We start from the raw sequence: 18,997 nt of genomic DNA on the forward strand, positions 1-18,997 counted from the left end.
GTCTACGACCCTCGGCCCCCCTATGTTAGAGTGGCGAACTTTTTCGAGGGGGTCCTTACTGTGTGGGAATTGGTCAAATCCGGCGGCTGGATGATGTTGCCGATCATTCTGAGTTCCATCGCCGCGCTGGGCATCACCGCCGAGCGCCTGTGGACCTTGCGTGCCAGCCGCGTGACCCCGCCGCACCTGCTGGGTCAGGTCTGGCGCTGGATCCGCGACAAGCAGCTGGACAAGGAAAAGCTCAAGGAGCTGCGCGCCGATTCGCCGCTGGGTGAAATCCTCGCCGCGGGCCTGGCCAACTCGCGCCATGGCCGCGAAATCATGAAGGAATGCATCGAAGAGGCCGCGGCCCGCGTCATTCACGAAATGGAACGCTACATCAGCACCCTGGGCACCATCGCCGCCATGGCGCCGCTGCTGGGGCTGCTGGGTACCGTGCTGGGCATGATTGAAATCTTCAGCTCGTTCATGGGCGCCAACATGGCCACTAACCCGGCGGTGCTGGCCGGTGGTATCTCCAAGGCGCTGGTGACCACCGCCTCGGGCCTGATGGTGGGTATCCCGGCGGTGTTCTTCCACCGTTTCCTGCAACGTCGCATCGACGAGCTGGTAGTGGGCATGGAGCAGGAAGCGATCAAGCTGGTGGAAATGGTGCAGGGTGACCGCGAGGTCGATCTGGCCGAGGACAAAGCGTGAAGTTCCGCCGCAAGCAACGAGAGCAGATCGACATCAACCTGGTGTCGCTGATCGACGTGGTGTTTGTGCTGCTGCTGTTCTTCGTGGTCACCACCACCTTCACCAAGCAGACGCAGCTGCGCGTGGACCTGCCCGAAGCGGTCAGCGGCAGCCCCGAGCAGGACGCCGGCAAGACCCTGGACATTGCCATCAGCGCCGACGGCGTCTACTCGGTGAACAACAAGCTGCTGCCCAAGAGTGACCTGAACACCCTGATGGATGCGCTGCAGGCCGAGTCTGGCGGCGACAGCAAGTTGCCGCTGTCGATCAGCGCCGACGGCAAGACCCCGCACCAGGCGGTGATCACCGCCATGGACGCCGCCGGCAAGCTGGGCTTCAGCCACCTGAGCATGACCACGGTCGAGGCGCAGGCGAACAACTGATGGCCTTTTCCGATCGCATGTTGGCGGCCTGGTATAACGGTCACCCGGCGCTGGCGCTGCTGCGACCGCTGGAGTGCCTGTACCGCCGCGTCGTGGCTGGCAAGCGCCAGCGCTTCCTGCGCGGCGAGGGCACTATCTACCGTTCTCCGGTGCCGGTGCTGGTGGTGGGTAATGTCACTGTCGGTGGCACCGGCAAGACGCCGATGATTCTCTGGCTGATCGAGCACTGCCGGCGCCAGGGCCTCAAGGTCGGCGTGGTCAGCCGTGGCTACGGTGCCAAGCCGCCGCAGCTGCCGTGGCGCGTTGGCGCCAGCGACAGCGCGGCGGTGGCCGGTGACGAGCCGCTACTGATCGTGCAGCGCAGCGGCGTGCCCCTGATGATCGACCCCGACCGCAGCCGTGCCGTGCAGGCGCTGACGGCGGCCGAGCCGCTGGACCTGATTCTCTCCGACGACGGCCTGCAGCATTACCGCCTGGCCCGTGACCTGGAGCTGGTGCTGATCGATGCCGCCCGCGGCCTGGGCAACCAGCGCTGCCTGCCCGCCGGCCCGCTGCGCGAACCCGTCGAGCGCTTGCAGGCGGTGGATGCCGTGCTGTTCAACGGCGCCGAGCAGGACCGCGACCAGGGCTTCGCTTTCACCCTGCAACCTACCGCGCTGGTCAACGTGCTGACCGGTGAGCGCCGTGGCCTCGACCTGTTCGCCCCCGGCCATGCCGTGCATGCGGTGGCCGGCATCGGCAACCCGCAACGTTTCTTCAATACCCTGCAGGCGCTACACTGGCGGCCACAGGCCCACGCATTCGCCGACCACGCCGAATACAGCCTGGCGGCGCTGACGTTCAGCCCGTCGCTGCCGCTGGTCATGACCGAGAAGGACGCCGTCAAATGCCGCGCCTTCGCCCGGGACGACTGGTGGTACCTGGCCGTCGACGCACAGCCCTCGCCGGGCTTCGTCGCCTGGTTCGACGCCCGCTTGCCCAGCCTGCTGGCGCGTACCTGACCCTTTTCGCTTCACGCTTGCTCTTTTGCCAAGGACCTAACATGGACACCAAACTGCTCGACATCCTCGCCTGCCCGATCTGCAAGGGCCCGCTGAAACTCAGCGCCGACAAGACCGAGCTGATCAGCAAGGGCGCTGGCCTGGCCTATCCGATCCGCGACGGCATCCCGGTGATGCTGGAAAGCGAAGCACGCACCCTGACCGACGAAGAGCGCCTGGATAAATGAGCCAGGCGTTCACGGTTGTCATTCCGGCGCGTTTCTCTTCGACGCGCCTGCCGGGCAAGCCACTGCAGCTGATTGCCGGCAAGCCGATGGTCCAGCACGTCTGGGAACAGGCGCGCAAGAGTGCGGCCCAGCGCGTGGTGGTTGCCACTGACGATGCACGCATCGTCGAGGCCTGCCAGGCCTTCGGCGCCGAAGTGCTGCTGACCCGCGCCGACCATGAGTCGGGCACCGACCGCCTGGCCGAAGTGGCCCAGGCCCTGGGCCTGGCTGCCGATGCCATCGTGGTCAACGTACAGGGCGACGAGCCGCTGATTCCACCGGCGGTGATCGACCAGGTGGCCGCCAACCTGGCCGCCCACGCCGAAGCGGGCATGGCCACCCTGGCCGAGCCCATCGAGGACGTCGAATCGCTGTTCAACCCCAACGTGGTGAAAGTGGTCGCCGACCTCAATGGCCTGGCGCTGACCTTCAGCCGCGCCACGCTGCCGTGGGCCCGCGACCAGTTCGCCAACGACCGTGACAGCCTGCCTGCCGGCGTGCCGTTCCGTCGCCACATTGGCATCTACGCCTACCGCGCCGGCTTCCTGCAGGACTTCGTGGCCTGGGGCCCCTGCTGGCTGGAAGAGACCGAGCGCCTGGAGCAACTGCGTGCCCTGTGGCACGGCGTGCGCATCCACGTCGCCGACGCCGTCGAAGCACCGCCTGCCGGTGTCGACACCCCGCAGGACCTGGAGCGCGTACGGCGCCTGCTGGAGGCGTGATGCGCGTCCTGTTCGTGTGCCTGGGCAATATCTGCCGCTCGCCCACCGCCGAAGGCGTGCTGCGCCATCAGTTGCGCGCGGCCGGCCTGGCCGAGCAGGTGCAGGTGGCGTCGGCCGGCACCGGCGACTGGCACGTGGGCAAGCCGCCGGACAGCCGCAGCCGTGCCGCGGCCCTGCGCCGCGGCTACGACCTGTCGGCCCAGCGCGCCCAGCAGGTCAGTGCTACCGATTTCGGCCGCTATGATCTGATCCTGGCGATGGACCACAGCAACCTGGGCAACCTCAAGCGCCTGCAGCCGGCCAACGGCCGTGCCGAACTGGACCTGTTCCTGCGCCGTTACGACGGCGCGGTGGACGAGGTGCCCGACCCGTATTACGGCGGCGAGCAGGGCTTCGAGCAGGTATTGGACCTGATCGAGCTGGCGTGCGCCGGCCTGGTCAATGAATTGAAGGGGCGGCTATGAGCCTGCAGATCCGTGAGCAGGTATCGCTCAAGCCGTTCAACACCTTTGGCATCGACGTCAAGGCACGCTGGTTCGTCGAGGTCGACAGCGACGACCAGGTGCGCCAGGCGCTGGCCTGGGCCCAGGAGTGCCAAGTGCCGGTGCTGCCCATTGGTGGGGGCAGCAACCTGCTGCTGACCGCCGACGTGCAGCAGTTGGTGATGCGCATGGCCAGCACCGGCGTGCGCGTGCTGGCCGATGATGGCCAGCAGCTGGTGATCGAGGCCGAGGCCGGTGAGCCGTGGCACCCGTTTGTCCTGCAAACCCTGGCCATGGGCCTGGCCGGGCTGGAGAACCTCAGCCTGATCCCCGGCACCGTAGGCGCGGCACCCATGCAGAACATCGGCGCCTATGGCGTCGAGATCAAGGACGTGTTCCACGGCCTCACCGCCCTGGACCGCCACACCGGCGCGCTGCGTGACTTCAGCCTGGCCGAGTGCGCCTTTGGCTACCGTGACAGCCTGTTCAAGCGCGAGCCTGGGCGTTGGCTGATCCTGCGCGTGCGCTTCACCCTGGCCCGCGCGGCGCAGCTGCACCTGGACTACGGCCCGGTGCGCCAGCGCCTGGCCGAGCAAGGCATCGAGGCGCCGACGCCCACTGATGTGAGCGCGGCGATCTGCAGCATTCGTCGGGAGAAGCTGCCTGATCCTGCCGAGCTGGGCAATGCCGGCAGTTTCTTCAAGAACCCGGTGGTGCCGGCAGCGCTGGCCGAACGGATCAAGGCCGAGCACCCTGACCTGGTGGGCTATCCCCAGGCCGATGGCCAGGTCAAGCTGGCCGCGGGTTGGCTGATCGAGCGCGCAGGCTGGAAAGGCTTCCGCGACGGTGATGCCGGCGTGCATCGCCTGCAATCGCTGGTGCTGGTCAACTACGGCGCGGCCACCGGGCAGCAACTGCATGGCCTGGCCATGCGTATCCAGGCCGATATCCTCCAGCGCTTCGGTGTGGCGCTGGAGATGGAGCCTAACCTCTACTGAAGCCAACCTGGAGGCGCCAGCGTGACACCGTGCATCGTGGTACTGGCAGCGGGGCAGGGCGCGCGCTTCCAGGCGCAGGCGCAGGCGGGGCAGAGCAAGCTGCTGGCGCCATGCCCTGGCCTGGACGGGGTCGAGCGCCCCGTGCTGGCGCAGACCCTGCGCAGCCTCGATGGGCTGCCCGGCGAGCGGGTGCTGGTCACGCGCCCGGATCGTCCGGAAATCGCCGAGCTGGGTCGCCTGCATGGCTTCCAGGTCATCCTTGTTCCCTCTCCCGGCATGGGTGACAGCCTGGCAGCTGCCGTCGCGGCGGCGCCATTGGCGGCTGGCTGGCTAGTGGTGCTGGGCGACATGCCGTTCATTCGGCCCGATACCTACCGACAGGTGTCGATGGCTGTTCACGATCAAATCATCTGTGTGCCGGTGGCAGGGCAGGGCTATGGGCATCCAGTGGCCTTTGGCAGCGCTTTTGCGGCTGGCTTGATGGGCCTGAGTGGCGACCAGGGGGCGCGGCGGTTGTTCGCGGGCGCGACGGTCGTCGAGATCGCGGTTGTCGATCCTGGGATCTATTGCGATATCGACTTGCCTTCGGACCTTTTGCGGCGCCTGTGACGCGGCCTGCGGCCGCTGCTACAGGGCCCCGTGTACCTCGTCTATCGCGTCGCCTGCATCGCGGCCAAGGCCGGCTCCTACCACAGATGGCGTAGGAGCCGACTTTAGTCGCGATGCAGGCAACGCAGATTCAAGACAGTTGCTGCTACGGGGCGGGGTGTAATCGATAGGCGAAAAAAAGCCCCCGGTGCATTGCTGCAGCGGGGGCTTTTTAACGCTTCAAGGTCAGACGAACGGCTTGTGCTCGTGCTGCTCTTCTACTGCGTGTGGCGCGTGGGCAGCTTCGGCGGCCTGGGCGGCAGCGGCGGCTGCAGCGGCGGCGGCTTCGGCTTCACGCTTGCGGCGACGCACTTCACGTGGGTCGTTCGGGGCGCGGCCGTTGCTGGCCAGTACCACGGCCGGGGCTTCCACTACAGGCTCGGCAACCACTTCGGGCTGGGCTTCGACAACCGGCTCAACCGCAGCTTCAACCACTGGGGCAGCTTCGACCACTGGCGCAGGGGCGGCTTCCACCACCTCGGCAACCGGCTCAGGCTGGATGTCGACCACAGGGGCGGCAGCTTCTTCGACGGTCTTCGGCGCTGGCGCCTCGAACACGAAGGAAGGCTGTTCGACTACCGGGGCGGCGAACGCTTCAGGCTCAGGCTTGGCTTCGACCACCGGGGCAGCTTCAACCACTGGGGTGACTTCAACCGGTGCTTCGCTGGCTGGGGTCTCGACCACTGGGGTTACTTCGACCGGCTGGTCGGCAACCACTTCGGCGTGAACCACCGGAGCAGCAGCTTCTTCAGCAGCTTCGACAACCGGGGCCGGGGCCTCGATCACTTCAGCGGCAGCTTGCACAGCTACTTCAGCAGGGGCTTCAACAGGTGCTTCAACAACAACCGGCTCTTCTACCGCAGCAGTGGCGCGCTCGGCTTGAACGGCGGCTTCGGCTTCGGCCGGGGCGCTGATCTCGCTGTGGGCGACGGCTTCGGTCACGGCCAGGCCGGCAGCCAGTTCGGCGCCCGATGGCTCGGTGCCTTCTTCCTGGCCTTCTTCGCTGCCTTCAACCACGTTGCCGTTGGCGTCACGCTGGCGCTCACGACGGTTGCTGCGGCGACGCTGGCCACGGGAGCGGCGGCGAGGGCGTTCGCCGTCGGTGCCTTCCTGGTTCTCGTCCTGCAGCAGCTCTTCGTTGCTCGGCAGTGCCTCGTCGGCTTCGGCTGCAGCCACGGTAGCGGCAACGGCGGCCACGGCTACGGCTTCACCTTCAACCTGCTCGGGACGCAGCACGCGCTCGCGCGGGGCACGTTCTTCACGTGGCGCACGCTCTTCGCGTGGGGCGCGTTCTTCGCGTGGTGCACGCTCTTCACGTGGGGCGCGTTCTTCGCGTGGAGCACGCTCTTCGCGAGGGGCGCGTTCTTCGCGCGGTGCACGCTCTTCACGTGGCGCACGTTCTTCACGCGGTGCACGCTCTTCGCGTGGGGCACGTTCTTCACGTGGCGCGCGCTCAGGGCGCTCTTCGCGTACGGCCGGGGCTACGGCGTCCAGTGGCTCGCGCAGTTCGCGGACCGGGCGGTCTTCACGGCTGCGACGGTCTTCACGCGGTGCACGCGGCTCGCGCGGCTGGCGTGGAGCACGTTCTTCACGGGCGGCCGGGGCGTCCTCGCGGGCTTCGCGCGGTGCACGTTCTTCACGTGGCGCACGCTCTTCGCGCGGCTTGCGGTCTTCGTCGCGGCGGCCATTACGGCTGCGGCTCTGCTGACGGCCGTTGCGGCGCTCTTCGTTGCGCTGTGGGCGCTCTGGAGCGGCTGGTTTTTCAACCACGACCGGGGCAGCAGGCTCTTCCTTGGTGGCGAACAGGCTGACCAGCGACTTCACCAGGCCCTTGAACAGGCTTGGCTCAGGCACGACTGGCGCCGGCGCAACCGGGGCGGCAGGTGCAACCGGGGCTTCAACCGGCACCGGCGCGGAAGTGCGCGGCGGGGCGGTCTTGACCGCGGCTTCCTGGCGTACCAGGGTGCGGGTGGCGGCTACTGGCTGGGCTTCTTCGACTTCGGCGGCAGCGATCTCGTAGCTCGACTGGGCGCTCTGGGCTTCCGGGCTGTCGTCGCGCAGGCGCTGCACTTCGAAATGCGGGGTTTCCAGGTGGTCGTTCGGCAGGATCACGATGCGGGCGCGGGTGCGCAGTTCGATCTTGGTGATCGAGTTGCGCTTTTCGTTCAGCAGGAACGCGGCGACCGGGATCGGCACCTGGGCGCGGACCTCGGCGGTGCGGTCCTTCAGGGCTTCTTCTTCGATCAGGCGCAGGATGGCCAGCGACAGCGATTCGACGTCACGGATGATGCCGGTGCCGTTGCAGCGTGGGCAGACGATGCCGCTGCTTTCGCCCAGGGATGGACGCAGGCGCTGACGGGACATTTCCAGCAGGCCGAAGCGCGAGATGCGGCCGATCTGCACGCGGGCGCGGTCGGCTTCCAGGCATTCGCGGACTTTTTCTTCCACGGCGCGCTGGTTCTTGGCCGGGGTCATGTCGATGAAGTCGATCACGATCAGGCCGCCGATGTCACGCAGGCGCAGCTGGCGAGCGATCTCTTCGGCTGCTTCCAGGTTGGTCTGCAGGGCGGTTTCTTCGATGTCGCTGCCTTTGGTGGCACGCGCCGAGTTGATGTCGATGGACACCAGGGCTTCGGTCGGGTCGATCACGATCGAGCCGCCCGACGGCAGTTCGACCACGCGCTGGAAGGCGGTCTCGATCTGGCTTTCGATCTGGAAACGGTTGAACAGCGGCACGCTGTCTTCGTACAGCTTGATCTTGCTGGCGTACTGCGGCATCACCTGGCGGATGAAGGTCAGGGCTTCTTCCTGGGCCTCGACGCTGTCGATCAGCACTTCGCCGATGTCCTGGCGCAGGTAGTCGCGGATGGCGCGGATGATGACGTTGCTTTCCTGGTAGATCAGGAAAGGCGCGGAACGGTCCAGGGAAGCTTCCTTGATCGCGGTCCACAGTTGCAGCAGGTAGTCCAGGTCCCACTGCATCTCTTCGCTGCTGCGGCCCAGGCCGGCAGTGCGCACGATCAGGCCCATGTCGGCCGGGGCTACCAGGCCGTTCAGCGCTTCGCGCAGTTCGTTGCGCTCTTCGCCTTCGATGCGGCGCGAGATGCCGCCGGCACGTGGGTTGTTGGGCATCAGCACCAGGTAACGACCGGCCAGGCTGATGAAGGTGGTCAGGGCGGCGCCCTTGTTGCCACGTTCTTCTTTTTCCACCTGGACGATGACTTCCTGGCCTTCGCTCAGGACGTCCTTGATGTTGACGCGGCCTTCAGGGGATTTCTTGAAGTATTCGCGGGAGATTTCTTTGAGTGGCAGGAAGCCGTGACGCTCGGAGCCGAAGTCGACGAAGGCGGCTTCCAGGCTCGGTTCGATGCGAGTGATCCGGCCCTTGTAGATGTTGGCCTTCTTCTGCTCGCGGGCGCCGGACTCGATGTCCAGGTCGTAGAGGCGCTGGCCGTCTACCAGTGCAACGCGCAACTCTTCAGGTTGGGTTGCGTTAATCAGCATTCTTTTCATGTAGTACCGTCGGTTTCCGGGCTGCCGGAAACGGCGTTCGGCACACACGACTTCTCACGGTCGGTGTCAGGTGCGTCAGCAGGGGCGAGGCCACTGCAGTGTCCAGCGAGGTTCATCCAACGGGGATGAAGTCGCGACGACGCGTCCTGCTTGCTGTGGTGTCAAAAGCACTCAGTCAGGAGGAGGAATCAATTGTCCTGCGTGGACGCCGGTAGGCGTCTGAATCAAGCCCGGGTCGTGTCGTGAGGCGCCTGTGGCAGTACTCGACATGACGCGGTGCTACACGGTCCGACGATTGTGCATCTCCACCCTACACGTATCCCTGATAATTCGGGTGCTGCCGCGCGCTGAATCCGCAACGGGTTGGCATTTATCGCAAGCACCGATGGGGTGCTGGCGCATTTATGGCTAAGGCTTTGTGTTTCCGAAGCATTCGCCGTTACCGGATGACAACGACCGCGTGGGATGAGAGTGGCATCGAAAAAAAACTGAAAATGAGTGCAAAAACACCGCTCTTTTTGGCTTTCTCTCGGTCTTCTCACATCTGCGCCGGTTACGTTGCGTACCACCCCGTAATCAAGCAAAAACCCCGTCGGACGGCCTCGCGTCCTCATGAATTGCGTTGGCAAGGGCCGGTCTACTACCGCATATCCGCTTGCCCGCCACTTTTGGCGGCGTTCGCGACTATAGCAGCAATCATTAAGTGCTTCAAATCCATAAAAAATTGTTATTATGGAGGAATGACGACTACAACCCCTCCAACCTCCGGCGTCCAGCTGCTCGAGGTTGCGCCGGAATATGCCGGCCAAAGAATCGACAATTTCCTCATCACTGCACTCAAGGGCGTGCCCAAAACCTTGGTCTACCGCATCCTTCGCAAAGGCGAAGTGCGGGTGAACAAGGGGCGCATCAAGCCCGAATACAAGTTGCAGGCCGGGGACATTATCCGTATTCCACCTGTGCGCCTGCCCGAGCGCGACGAGCCCGTGCCTTTGGCCCAGGGCCTGCTGCAGCGCCTGGAAGCCTCGATCGTGTACGAGGACAAGGGCCTGCTGGTGATCAACAAGCCGGCCGGCATTGCCGTACACGGCGGCAGCGGCCTGAACTACGGGGTGATCGAAGCCTTCCGTCAGTTGCGCCCTGATACCAAGGAGCTGGAGCTGGTGCACCGCCTGGACCGCGACACCTCCGGGCTGCTGATGATCGCCAAGAAGCGCAGCATGTTGCGCCACCTGCACGCCGCCCTGCGTGGCGATGGCGTCGACAAGCGCTACATGGCGCTGGTGCGCGGCCGCTGGGATTCGGCGCGCAAGCAGGTCAACGCGCCGCTACAGAAGAGCAACCTGCGTTCGGGCGAACGCATGGTCGAGATCGACGAAGAGGGCAAAGAAGCCCTGACCCTGTTCAAGGTGCTGCGCCGCTTCGGCGACTTCGCCACCATGGTCGAGGCCCGGCCGATCACCGGTCGCACCCACCAGATTCGCGTGCACGCCCTGCATGCCGGTCACAGCATTGCGGGTGACAGCAAGTACGGCGACGAGGAGTTCAGCAAGGAAATCCGCGACCTGGGCGGCAAACGCCTGTTCCTGCATGCCTACGCCCTGACCGTGCCGCTGCCCGATGGCGGCGCGCTGAAGCTCGAGGCGCCGGTGGACGAAATGTGGGCCAAGACCGTGGAGCGCCTCGCCAGTGCGCCGTGACTATGACCTGCTGATCTTCGACTGGGACGGCACTCTGTCCGATTCCATTGGTCGGATTGTCGAGGCTATGAAAGTGGCGGCGCGCGCCGCGGGTTATGCCGAGCGCAGCGACGAAGCGATCAAGGGCATCATCGGCCTGGCGTTGCCAGAGGCAATTCTTACGCTGTATCCGGAAATGGATGACAGCCAGGTCGTAGCTTTTCGTCAACACTATGCCGATTGCTACATGGCCATGGATGCCGAGCCTTCGACGCTGTTCCCTGGCGTGCCGGAGGCGCTGGAAGCCTTCCGTGCCCAGGGTTACCGCCTGGCGGTGGCCACGGGCAAGGCGCGTCGCGGCCTGGATCGGGTGCTCAAGGCGCACGGCTGGGAAGCGTACTTCGACATTACCCGGGCCGCCGATGAAACCCGCAGCAAGCCGCACCCGCTGATGCTGGAAGAAATCCTCGCCCACTGCCAGGTGCCGCGCGAACGCGCGCTGATGGTGGGGGATGCGGCGTTCGACCTGCTGATGGCCCGCAACGCGGGCATGGATGCCGTGGCCGTGGGTTACGGGGCGATGCCGCTGGAAGCGCTGCTGGTGCACGAGCCGGTGCTGGCCATCGAGCGTTTCAGCCAATTGCATGAGTGGTTGGCCAGTTCGACGAATTGAATTTTTCCCGAGGGAGCTGAACGATGTCTGATGAATGGAAAGCGCCCGACGCCGAAAAGCGTGGTGATGACAAGAGCTGGCAATTGCTGGAAAGGACGTTGCAAGCCAATGTCATCGAGCACCGGCGGACGCGGCGCTGGGGGATTTTCTTCAAGCTGCTGACCTTCGTTTACCTGTTCCTGGCCTTCGCTGCGTTCACGCCGCTGCTGGACATGGAAAAGAGTGCCACGCGCGGCTCCCATTACACCGCGTTGATCGAGGTGCGCGGGGTGATCGCCGATCAGGAGGCAGCCAGCGCCGACAACATCATCGGCAGCCTGCGCGCCGCCTTCGAAGACCCCAAGGTCAAGGCCGTGGTGCTGCGCATCAACAGCCCTGGCGGCAGCCCGGTGCAGGCCGGCTACGTGGTCGACGAGATTCACCGGCTGCGCAAGGAACACCCGGACACCAAGCTGTACGCGGTGATCAGTGACCTGGGGGCCTCGGGCGCCTACTACATCGCCAGCGCCGCCGACCAGATCTACGCCGACAAGGCCAGCCTGGTGGGTTCCATTGGCGTGACGGCGGCCGGCTACGGCTTCGTCGGCACCATGGAGAAGCTGGGCGTGGAGCGTCGCGCCTACACCTCGGGTGAGCACAAGTCGTTCCTTGACCCGTTCCAGCCGGCCAAGCCGGATGAGACCAAGTTCTGGCAGGGTGTGCTGGATACCACGCACAACCAGTTCATCTCGGTGGTGAAGCAGGGGCGTGGCGACCGCCTGAAGGATAAGGAGCATCCGGAGATGTTCTCCGGCCTGATCTGGTCGGGCGAGCAGGCGCTGCCGCTGGGGCTGATCGACGGCCTGGGCAACGCCAGCTACGTGGCGCGCGAGGTGGTGGGCGAGAAAGAGCTGGTCGACTTCACCGTCGAGGATTCGGCCCTGGACCGCTTCTCCAAGAAGCTGGGCGCCAGCGTGGCGGAGAAGCTGGCGCTGTACATGGGCTTCAGCGGTCCTTCGTTGCGTTGAAATAGGGGGGGGGGCTGTGGCGCGGCCTGCGGCCGCTGCTACGGGCGATCTATGGCACCTGCACCCCTTCCTGCAACAACATATCCACCAGCCGGATCAGCGGCAGCCCCACCAGGCTGGTCGCGTCCGGCCCGTGGGTGCGCTTGAACAAACTCACCCCCAGCCCTTCGGCCTTGAAGCTGCCCGCGCAATCGTAGGGTTGCTCGGCCCGCAGGTAGCGCTGGATGCTCGCCAGGTCCAGCTCGCGCATCTCCACGGTAAACGGCACGCAATCCACCTGGCAGTGCCCTGTGGCGCTGTTGAGCAGCGCCAGGCCGGTGAGGAAGGTGACGCTGGTGCCGCTGGCTTCCAGCAGCTGCGCGCAGGCGCGGTCGAAGTCGTGGGGCTTGCCCAGGATCTGCTCGCCCAGCACCGCCACCTGGTCGGAGCCGATGATCAGGTGGCCGGGGTGGCTGGCCGCCAGGGCGCGAGCTTTTTGTTCGGCCAGGCGCTTGACCAGGGCTTCGGCGGGCTCGTCCGTCAGGCGGCTCTCGTCGATATCAGGGCTGGCGCAGGTGAAGGGCAGGCGCAGGCGGCCCAGCAATTCCCGGCGGTAAGGCGAGCTCGAGGCAAGTAACAAGGGCAGCATGGCGGTCTCCTGTGGATGAATGGTCATTCTATCATTGGGTTAGGGCCTAATTTCCTTTGACAGGGGAGGGGGTCGTCCCTAGAATGCTGCGCCTATGTTGAATGACCCGATTCCACCTCACGTTGACCCGCGCAAATTGGCCGATCGTGGCGTAACCCTTGAAGGTTCGCTGCCATTATCCGATTTGGAGAGACTCTGCGACCCGCTTTCCGACAATGTCGGTACGGTGCAGGCTAAATTCGTTTTCGAACGAGACGAGCGAAAGGCCGTGGTTATCCACAGCCATCTCGACGTCGAAGTCAAGATGGTATGCCAGCGTTGTCTTGAGCTGGTCACCCTGCCGATCCACAGCGAATGCAGTTATGCTGTGGTGAAGGAGGGTGCAAATACCCAGTCGTTACCGAAAGGTTATGACGTGCTGGAACTGGGCGAAGATCCTTTGGATCTGCAGGCATTGATCGAGGAGGAGCTTCTGCTCGCCTTGCCCATTGTGCCTGCTCATCATCCGGAAGAATGCCAGCAGCCGGCGGGCGCAGATGAGCCCGAGCCGAGCGAGGACGAGGTAACGCGGTCCAACCCGTTCAGTGTATTGGCGCAGTTAAAGCGTGACCCAAACGTTTAGGAGTTAATCAATTATGGCTGTTCAGCAGAACAAAAAATCCCGCTCTGCCCGTGACATGCGCCGTTCGCACGACGCCCTGTCGGCTAGCACCCTGTCGGTCGAGAAGACCACTGGCGAAGTACACCTGCGCCACCACGTTTCGCCAGAAGGCGTATACCGTGGCCGTAAAGTGATCGACAAGGGCGCTGACGAGTAATCCTTGTCCGCTCAAGTCATCGCGATTGACGCAATGGGCGGGGACTTCGGTCCCCGCAACATTGTCCAGGCCAGCCTTGCCTGCCTGTCTGCTACCCCCTCGCTGTACCTGACCCTCGTCGGTCACCCCCTACTCCTTGAAGAATTGATCGCCAGCCAACCCGGTGTGGATCGCGCGCGCCTGCAGATTGCTGCAGCCAGCGAAGTCATCGGCATGGACGAGCGGCCGTCCCAGGCCTTGCGTGGCAAGCCGGACTCTTCGATGCGGGTGGCGCTGGAGTTGCTGCGTGACGGCAAGGTGCAGGCGTGCGTGAGTGCGGGCAACACCGGCGCGCTGATGGCCTTGTCGCGCCACGTGCTCAAGACCTTGCCCGGCGTCGATCGCCCGGCGATGGTGGCCGCCATTCCCACGCAAACCGGCTCGTGCCAGTTGCTGGACCTGGGCGCCAACGTCGATTGCAGCGCCGAACACCTGTTCCAGTTCGCCGTGATGGGCTCAGTGGCCGCCGAGGCGCTGGGCGTGGTGCGCCCGCGGGTGGCGCTGCTCAACGTCGGCACCGAGGACATCAAGGGCAACCAGCAGGTGAAGCTGGCTGCGAGCCTGTTGCAGGGCGCGCGCGGGTTGAACTACATCGGCTTCATCGAGGGCGATGGCGTGTACCGCGGCGAGGCGGACGTGGTGGTGTGCGACGGTTTTGTCGGCAACGTGCTGCTCAAGTCCAGCGAAGGCCTGGCGACCATGATCAGCGGGCGTATCGAGGCATTGTTTCGACACAATTTGCTGTCGCGGGCCGTCGGCGCCCTGGCTATGCCGCTGCTCAAGCGCCTGCAGGCCGACCTGGCGCCCGCGCGGCACAACGGCGCGAGCTTCCTGGGCCTGCAGGGTATCGTGGTGAAAAGTCACGGTTCGGCCGGTGTGCAGGGCTTCCAGAGCGCGATTTCGCGGGCGTTGACCGAAATTCAGGAAAATCTTCCCCAGCGCCTGCACGGGCAGCTGGAAAATCTGTTGCTTTAGGCATATCCGCCAAGGAGTGCTTAAATGTGACCACCCGGTTCTCTCTGTCATCCAACTGTCAGTTTCTTGCGTTCAACTCCGGTTGCACGTCAATTCTCCGACGACAAGATCAATAAGGGCTTGTTAAATGTCTGCATCCCTCGCATTTGTCTTTCCAGGGCAAGGTTCCCAGTCCCTGGGCATGCTCGCCGAGCTGGGCGCCCAGTACCCGCTGGTGCTGGAAACGTTCAAGGAAGCTTCCGACGCGCTGGGTTACGACCTGTGGGCGTTGATCCAGGAAGGTCCGGTAGAAAGCCTCAACCAGACTGACAAGACCCAGCCTGCCATCCTGGCCGCCTCGGTGGCCTTGTGGCGCCTGTGGCTGGCCGAAGGTGGCGAGCGCCCGGCATTCGTCGCCGGCCACAGCCTGGGCGAATACAGCGCCCTGGTGGCCGCTGGCTGCCTGAGCCTGGCTGACGCGGTCAAGCTGGTGGAGCGCCGTGGCCAACTGATGCAAGAAGCCGTGCCCGCTGGGCAGGGCGCCATGGCTGCCATCCTGGGCCTGGACGACGCCGTAGTGGTCAACGCCTGCGCCGAAGCGGCCCAGGGCGAGGTGGTCAGCGCGGTGAACTTCAACTCCCCGGGCCAGGTGGTGATTGCCGGCTCGGCGGCTGCCGTGGAGCGTGCCATCGAGCTGCTCAAGGCGGCCGGTGCCAAGCGCGCCCTGCCGCTGCCGGTCAGCGTGCCGTCGCACTGCGCGCTGATGAAGCCTGCTGCCGAACGCTTCGCCGAGTCGATCAACGCCATCGACTGGCAGGCCCCGCAGATCCCGGTGGTGCAGAACGTCAGCGCCGCGGTGCCGGCAGACCTGGACACCCTCAAGCGCGACCTGCTGGAACAGCTGTACAAGCCGGTCCGCTGGGTCGAGTCGGTGCAGTACCTGGCTGCCAACGGCGCCCCGCGCCTGGTCGAATGCGGCCCGGGCAAGGTCCTGGCTGGCCTGAACAAGCGCTGCGCCGATGGCGTCAGCACTGAAAATCTGAATACCCCAGACGCGTTCGCTGCCGCTGTTGCGGCGGCGAAGGCCTGAAATAGGAGAAGCCTGCATGAGCCTGCAAGGTAAAGTTGCACTGGTTACCGGCGCCAGCCGTGGCATTGGCCAGGCTATCGCCCTGGAACTGGGCCGTATGGGCGCTACCGTCATCGGTACCGCCACGTCGGCCTCGGGCGCCGAGCGCATCGCCGCCACCCTCAAGGAAAACGGCGTGCAGGGCACCGGCCTCGAGCTGAACGTGACCAGCGACGAATCCGTCGCCGCCGTACTGGCGACCATCACTGAACAGTTCGGTGCACCCACCATCCTGGTCAACAACGCCGGCATCACCCGCGACAATTTGATGCTGCGCATGAAGGATGATGAGTGGCATGATGTCATCGATACCAACCTCAACAGCCTGTACCGGCTGTCCAAGGGCGTGCTGCGCGGCATGACCAAGGCGCGCTGGGGTCGTATCATCAGCATTGGTTCGGTCGTCGGTGCCATGGGCAACGTCGGCCAGGTGAACTACGCTGCTGCCAAGGCGGGCCTCGAGGGCTTCAGCCGCGCGCTGGCCCGTGAAGTGGGCTCGCGTGCAATCACGGTCAACTCGGTGGCCCCTGGTTTCATCGACACCGACATGACCCGTGAGCTGCCTGAAGCGCAGCGTGAAGCCTTGCAGACCCAGATCCCTCTGGGTCGCCTGGGCCAGGCCGAAGAAATCGCGAAAGTGGTGGCTTTCCTGGCCTCGGAAGGTGCAGCCTATGTGACCGGTGCTACTATCCCGGTCAACGGCGGCATGTACATGTAAGTGAAATGTGACGGATTGCTTCAAAAAAATGTCATACGTGTCGTTCAAAATCCGTTATAAAGCTGCATCCAAATTCTAGGTGGCGGGTGAGTGTGATCGGGAGCCGACGCTTTCAGCTTGAAATGCCGAAGCCTTCCTATAAACTTGCACACTGGCCAGCTGCCTGACTTATGTCCATTAGGAGTGAAAACAAGGTATGAGCACCATCGAAGAACGCGTCAAGAAAATCGTCGCCGAGCAACTGGGCGTTAAAGAAGAAGAAGTCGTGAACACTGCTTCCTTCGTAGAAGATCTGGGTGCCGATTCCCTTGACACCGTTGAGCTGGTGATGGCTCTGGAAGAGGAATTCGAGACCGAAATCCCTGACGAAGAAGCTGAGAAGATCACTACTGTTCAAGCCGCTATCGATTACGTCACCAGCCACCAGGCTTAAGACTTTGTAATCGCAGCTTCTTGTCATGGAAAAACCGCACTGCCTTTGCTGGCGTGCGGTTTTTTCTTTAGATGAGATGTAAAGGTTGTTCCTAGAATAAGGAGAGCGCTGTGTCGCGTAGACGCGTCGTGGTCACCGGTATGGGTATGCTGTCGCCACTGGGCACGGATGTGCCGAGCACCTGGCAGGGCATTCTGGCTGGCCGCAGTGGCATTGGTCTGATCGAGCATACCGACCTTTCTGCCTACTCCACCCGTTTTGGCGGCTCGGTCAAAGGCTTCAACGTCGAGGAGTACCTGTCGGTCAAGGAAGCCCGCAAGCTCGACCTGTTCATTCAGTACGGCCTGGCGGCCGGTTTCCAGGCAGTGCGTAACGCCGGCCTGGAAGTGACCGATGCCAACCGTGAGCGCATTGGCGTGGCCATGGGCTCGGGTATCGGTGGCCTGACCAACATCGAGGAAACCTGCAAGATCCTGCACGCCTCCGGGCCGCGTCGGATTTCGCCGTTCTTCGTGCCGGGTTCGATCATCAACATGATTTCCGGTTTCCTGTCCATCCACCTGGGCGTGCAGGGGCCCAACTACGCCATCGCCACGGCGTGTACCACCGGTACGCACTGCATCGGCATGGCGGCGCGCAACATCGCCTACGGCGAAGCCGACGTGATGATTGCCGGTGGCGCCGAAATGGCTGCCTGTGGCCTGGGCATGGGCGGCTTCGGTGCCTCCCGCGCGCTGTCCACCCGCAACGACGAGCCAACCCGGGCCAGCCGCCCGTGGGACAAGGGCCGTGATGGCTTCGTGTTGTCCGACGGTGCCGGCGCCCTGGTGCTCGAGGAGCTGGAGCACGCCAAGGCGCGTGGTGCCACCATCTACGCCGAGCTCGTGGGCTTTGGCATGAGCGGTGACGCCTACCACATGACCTCGCCGCCCGAAGACGGCGCGGGTGCCGCCCGCTGCATGGCCAACGCCCTGCGCGACGCTGGCGTGAACGGCAGCGATGTGCAGTACATCAACGCCCACGGTACCTCCACCTCGGCGGGTGACCTGGCGGAAGCCTCGGCCATCAAGTCGGTGTTCGGCGACCACGCCTACAAGCTCGCGGTCAGCTCGACCAAGTCCATGACCGGTCACCTGCTGGGTGCCGCGGGCGCGGTGGAAGCGATCTTCAGCGTCCTGGCCATCAACAGCCAGGTGGCGCCGCCCACCATCAACCTGGACGAGCCTGACGAAGGCTGCGACCTGGACTTCGTCCCGCATCAGGCGCGCAACATGCCGATCGACGTGGTGCTGTCCAACTCGTTCGGCTTTGGTGGCACCAACGGCTCGCTGGTGTTCCGCCGGTTCAACGGCTGATGCTCAGCTGGGTCGACGGCGTGCCGGCGGACACGCTGGCGCTGAAGAACCGCGGCCTGGCCTATGGCGATGGGCTGTTCGAGACCATCGCCGTCAAGGCCGGCCAGCCGCTGTTGCTGGCGCGCCACCTGCAGCGCCTGCTGCAGGGTTGCCAGCGCCTGGCAATCAGCCTTGACGCGGCCCTGGTCGAGGCTGAACTGGCGGCCTGTGCCGCGCAGCTGGGCGAGGGTGTGCTCAAGCTCATCGTCACCCGTGGCGACAGCCAGCGCGGCTACGCCGCCGACCCCCTGGCGCCGGCCCGGCGCCTGGTCCAGGGCAACCCGCCCGCCGCTTACCCCGCTGCCCATGCCGAGCAAGGCGTGCGCCTGTTCGACTGCGCCACGCGCCTGGCCGAACAGCCACTGCTGGCCGGCCTCAAGCACCTCAACCGCCTGGAGCAGGTGCTGGCCCGCGCCGAATGGTCCGGCCCGGACTTTGCCGAAGGTTTGATGCGGGATATGTCCGGGCGCCTGGTCGAAGGTGTGTTCAGCAACCTGTTCCTGGTGCGTGACGGTCAGTTGCTGACCGCTGATCTGGTGCGCTGTGGCGTCGCCGGGGTCATGCGCGCCGAGCTGTTGGCCCAGGCGGCTGCCCTGGGCATTCCCGTGCAGGTCCGCGACCTGTGGCCTGAAGACCTGTGGCAGGCCGACGAAGTGTTCGTCTGCAACAGCGTGTATGGCATCTGGCCCGTTCGCGCTTTCGCGTCACTGAACTGGTCGCCGGGGCCGCTCACCCGTAAACTGCAGAGCCTTGCCCGCGCACTATTGGATGTGTGAT

General features: G+C 64.7%; 21 protein-coding genes. 19 read left to right on the top strand and 2 right to left on the bottom strand.

The genetic code is table 11. The features are described from left to right. The first annotated feature begins 60 nt into the window (after positions 1-60). The 8 genes from RAM80_RS25300 to RAM80_RS25335 are packed head-to-tail and all read left to right on the top strand — an operon-like array spanning position 61 to position 5,196. Positions 61-696: a MotA/TolQ/ExbB proton channel family protein gene (locus RAM80_RS25300; protein WP_416423132.1), complete on the top strand. Its 636-nt coding sequence runs from the start codon at positions 61-63 to the stop codon at positions 694-696. Next, entirely contained in the window at positions 693-1,118 is a 426-nt protein-coding gene (locus RAM80_RS25305; RefSeq protein WP_416423133.1) for an ExbD/TolR family protein, read from the top strand. The genes RAM80_RS25300 and RAM80_RS25305 overlap by 4 nt, the downstream gene beginning before the upstream one ends. Then, positions 1,118-2,119 carry a tetraacyldisaccharide 4'-kinase gene (gene lpxK / locus RAM80_RS25310; RefSeq protein WP_416423134.1) on the top strand — a complete coding sequence of 334 codons (1,002 nt, stop codon included), beginning with the start codon at positions 1,118-1,120 and terminating at the stop codon, positions 2,117-2,119. The genes RAM80_RS25305 and lpxK overlap by 1 nt, the downstream gene beginning before the upstream one ends. A gap of 41 nt (positions 2,120-2,160) precedes the next feature. Further along, positions 2,161-2,346 (top strand): Trm112 family protein, encoded by a 186-nt coding sequence (locus RAM80_RS25315; protein WP_027977460.1) that lies wholly within the window; start codon positions 2,161-2,163, stop codon positions 2,344-2,346. Further along, positions 2,343-3,107: a 3-deoxy-manno-octulosonate cytidylyltransferase gene (gene kdsB / locus RAM80_RS25320; RefSeq protein ID WP_416423135.1), complete on the top strand. Its 765-nt coding sequence runs from the start codon at positions 2,343-2,345 to the stop codon at positions 3,105-3,107. Before RAM80_RS25315 ends, kdsB begins: the two co-directional genes overlap by 4 nt. Next, a complete protein-coding gene (locus RAM80_RS25325; RefSeq protein WP_416423136.1) occupies positions 3,107-3,571 on the top strand; it encodes a low molecular weight protein-tyrosine-phosphatase in 465 nt (154 codons plus the stop codon). Before kdsB ends, RAM80_RS25325 begins: the two co-directional genes overlap by 1 nt. Next, the gene (murB, locus tag RAM80_RS25330) at positions 3,568-4,587 is read left to right on the top strand and encodes a UDP-N-acetylmuramate dehydrogenase (protein WP_416423137.1); all 1,020 of its coding nucleotides are present in this window, start codon (positions 3,568-3,570) and stop codon (positions 4,585-4,587) included. The genes RAM80_RS25325 and murB overlap by 4 nt, the downstream gene beginning before the upstream one ends. A gap of 21 nt (positions 4,588-4,608) precedes the next feature. After that, a complete protein-coding gene (locus RAM80_RS25335; protein WP_416423138.1) occupies positions 4,609-5,196 on the top strand; it encodes a nucleotidyltransferase family protein in 588 nt (195 codons plus the stop codon). Between the two features lie 225 nt (positions 5,197-5,421). Here RAM80_RS25335 and rne read toward each other — a convergent pair whose 3' ends face one another. Continuing rightward, complete coding sequence (gene rne, locus RAM80_RS25340; protein WP_416423139.1) at positions 5,422-8,748, bottom strand: ribonuclease E; 3,327 nt, start codon at positions 8,746-8,748, stop codon at positions 5,422-5,424. A 740-nt stretch (positions 8,749-9,488) separates the two neighbouring features. Between rne and rluC the strand changes: the two genes are divergently transcribed. The 3 genes from rluC to RAM80_RS25355 are packed head-to-tail and all read left to right on the top strand — an operon-like array spanning position 9,489 to position 12,107. Next, the gene (gene rluC / locus RAM80_RS25345; RefSeq protein ID WP_416423140.1) at positions 9,489-10,448 is read left to right on the top strand and encodes a 23S rRNA pseudouridine(955/2504/2580) synthase RluC; all 960 of its coding nucleotides are present in this window, start codon (positions 9,489-9,491) and stop codon (positions 10,446-10,448) included. After that, complete coding sequence (locus RAM80_RS25350; protein ID WP_416423141.1) at positions 10,438-11,100, top strand: HAD-IA family hydrolase; 663 nt, start codon at positions 10,438-10,440, stop codon at positions 11,098-11,100. The genes rluC and RAM80_RS25350 overlap by 11 nt, the downstream gene beginning before the upstream one ends. 23 nt (positions 11,101-11,123) lie before the next feature. Further along, positions 11,124-12,107, top strand: coding sequence for a S49 family peptidase (locus RAM80_RS25355; protein WP_416423142.1), 984 nt, complete (start codon positions 11,124-11,126; stop codon positions 12,105-12,107). Positions 12,108-12,156: 49 nt separating this feature from the next. Here the strand turns inward: RAM80_RS25355 and RAM80_RS25360 are convergent, their stop codons facing one another. Beyond that, complete coding sequence (locus RAM80_RS25360) at positions 12,157-12,735, bottom strand: Maf family protein (protein ID WP_416423143.1); 579 nt, start codon at positions 12,733-12,735, stop codon at positions 12,157-12,159. A gap of 94 nt (positions 12,736-12,829) precedes the next feature. Between RAM80_RS25360 and RAM80_RS25365 the strand changes: the two genes are divergently transcribed. The 8 genes from RAM80_RS25365 to pabC all read left to right on the top strand — a co-directional run bounded on the left by RAM80_RS25365 (position 12,830) and on the right by pabC (position 18,996). Further along, a complete protein-coding gene (locus tag RAM80_RS25365; protein ID WP_158155984.1) occupies positions 12,830-13,357 on the top strand; it encodes a YceD family protein in 528 nt (175 codons plus the stop codon). 13 nt (positions 13,358-13,370) lie between these two features. Beyond that, on the top strand, positions 13,371-13,553 hold the full coding sequence (gene rpmF, locus RAM80_RS25370) for a 50S ribosomal protein L32 (RefSeq protein ID WP_008375086.1): 183 nt from the start codon (positions 13,371-13,373) through the stop codon (positions 13,551-13,553). A 3-nt stretch (positions 13,554-13,556) separates the two neighbouring features. After that, positions 13,557-14,567, top strand: a complete 1,011-nt coding sequence (gene plsX / locus RAM80_RS25375) for a phosphate acyltransferase PlsX (RefSeq protein WP_416423144.1) — start codon at positions 13,557-13,559, stop codon at positions 14,565-14,567. Positions 14,568-14,694: 127 nt separating this feature from the next. Next, the gene (gene fabD, locus RAM80_RS25380) at positions 14,695-15,636 is read left to right on the top strand and encodes an ACP S-malonyltransferase (RefSeq protein WP_416423145.1); all 942 of its coding nucleotides are present in this window, start codon (positions 14,695-14,697) and stop codon (positions 15,634-15,636) included. A 16-nt stretch (positions 15,637-15,652) separates the two neighbouring features. Beyond that, positions 15,653-16,393 (top strand): 3-oxoacyl-ACP reductase FabG, encoded by a 741-nt coding sequence (gene fabG / locus RAM80_RS25385; protein ID WP_416423146.1) that lies wholly within the window; start codon positions 15,653-15,655, stop codon positions 16,391-16,393. A 196-nt stretch (positions 16,394-16,589) separates the two neighbouring features. Further along, positions 16,590-16,826 (top strand): acyl carrier protein, encoded by a 237-nt coding sequence (acpP, locus tag RAM80_RS25390; RefSeq protein ID WP_003175607.1) that lies wholly within the window; start codon positions 16,590-16,592, stop codon positions 16,824-16,826. 110 nt (positions 16,827-16,936) lie between these two features. Then, complete coding sequence (gene fabF, locus RAM80_RS25395) at positions 16,937-18,181, top strand: beta-ketoacyl-ACP synthase II (protein WP_416423147.1); 1,245 nt, start codon at positions 16,937-16,939, stop codon at positions 18,179-18,181. Continuing rightward, entirely contained in the window at positions 18,181-18,996 is an 816-nt protein-coding gene (pabC, locus tag RAM80_RS25400; protein ID WP_416423148.1) for an aminodeoxychorismate lyase, read from the top strand. Before fabF ends, pabC begins: the two co-directional genes overlap by 1 nt. The last annotated feature ends 1 nt before the right edge of the window (position 18,997 follow it).

Origin of the sequence: Pseudomonas sp. App30 (assembly GCF_047947025.1) — a bacterium.
Classification (GTDB): domain Bacteria; phylum Pseudomonadota; class Gammaproteobacteria; order Pseudomonadales; family Pseudomonadaceae; genus Aquipseudomonas.

Coding starts and splice junctions, on each gene's coding strand:
- lpxK (WP_416423134.1), top strand. CDS start 1,118: ATGGCCTTTTCCGATCGCATGTTGGCGGCCTGGTATAACGGTCACCCG.
- RAM80_RS25315 (WP_027977460.1), top strand. CDS start 2,161: ATGGACACCAAACTGCTCGACATCCTCGCCTGCCCGATCTGCAAGGGC.
- kdsB (WP_416423135.1), top strand. CDS start 2,343: ATGAGCCAGGCGTTCACGGTTGTCATTCCGGCGCGTTTCTCTTCGACG.
- RAM80_RS25325 (WP_416423136.1), top strand. CDS start 3,107: ATGCGCGTCCTGTTCGTGTGCCTGGGCAATATCTGCCGCTCGCCCACC.
- murB (WP_416423137.1), top strand. CDS start 3,568: ATGAGCCTGCAGATCCGTGAGCAGGTATCGCTCAAGCCGTTCAACACC.
- rne (WP_416423139.1), bottom strand. CDS start 8,748: ATGAAAAGAATGCTGATTAACGCAACCCAACCTGAAGAGTTGCGCGTT.
- rluC (WP_416423140.1), top strand. CDS start 9,489: ATGACGACTACAACCCCTCCAACCTCCGGCGTCCAGCTGCTCGAGGTT.
- RAM80_RS25355 (WP_416423142.1), top strand. CDS start 11,124: ATGTCTGATGAATGGAAAGCGCCCGACGCCGAAAAGCGTGGTGATGAC.
- RAM80_RS25360 (WP_416423143.1), bottom strand. CDS start 12,735: ATGCTGCCCTTGTTACTTGCCTCGAGCTCGCCTTACCGCCGGGAATTG.
- RAM80_RS25365 (WP_158155984.1), top strand. CDS start 12,830: ATGTTGAATGACCCGATTCCACCTCACGTTGACCCGCGCAAATTGGCC.
- rpmF (WP_008375086.1), top strand. CDS start 13,371: ATGGCTGTTCAGCAGAACAAAAAATCCCGCTCTGCCCGTGACATGCGC.
- fabD (WP_416423145.1), top strand. CDS start 14,695: ATGTCTGCATCCCTCGCATTTGTCTTTCCAGGGCAAGGTTCCCAGTCC.
- fabG (WP_416423146.1), top strand. CDS start 15,653: ATGAGCCTGCAAGGTAAAGTTGCACTGGTTACCGGCGCCAGCCGTGGC.
- acpP (WP_003175607.1), top strand. CDS start 16,590: ATGAGCACCATCGAAGAACGCGTCAAGAAAATCGTCGCCGAGCAACTG.
- pabC (WP_416423148.1), top strand. CDS start 18,181: ATGCTCAGCTGGGTCGACGGCGTGCCGGCGGACACGCTGGCGCTGAAG.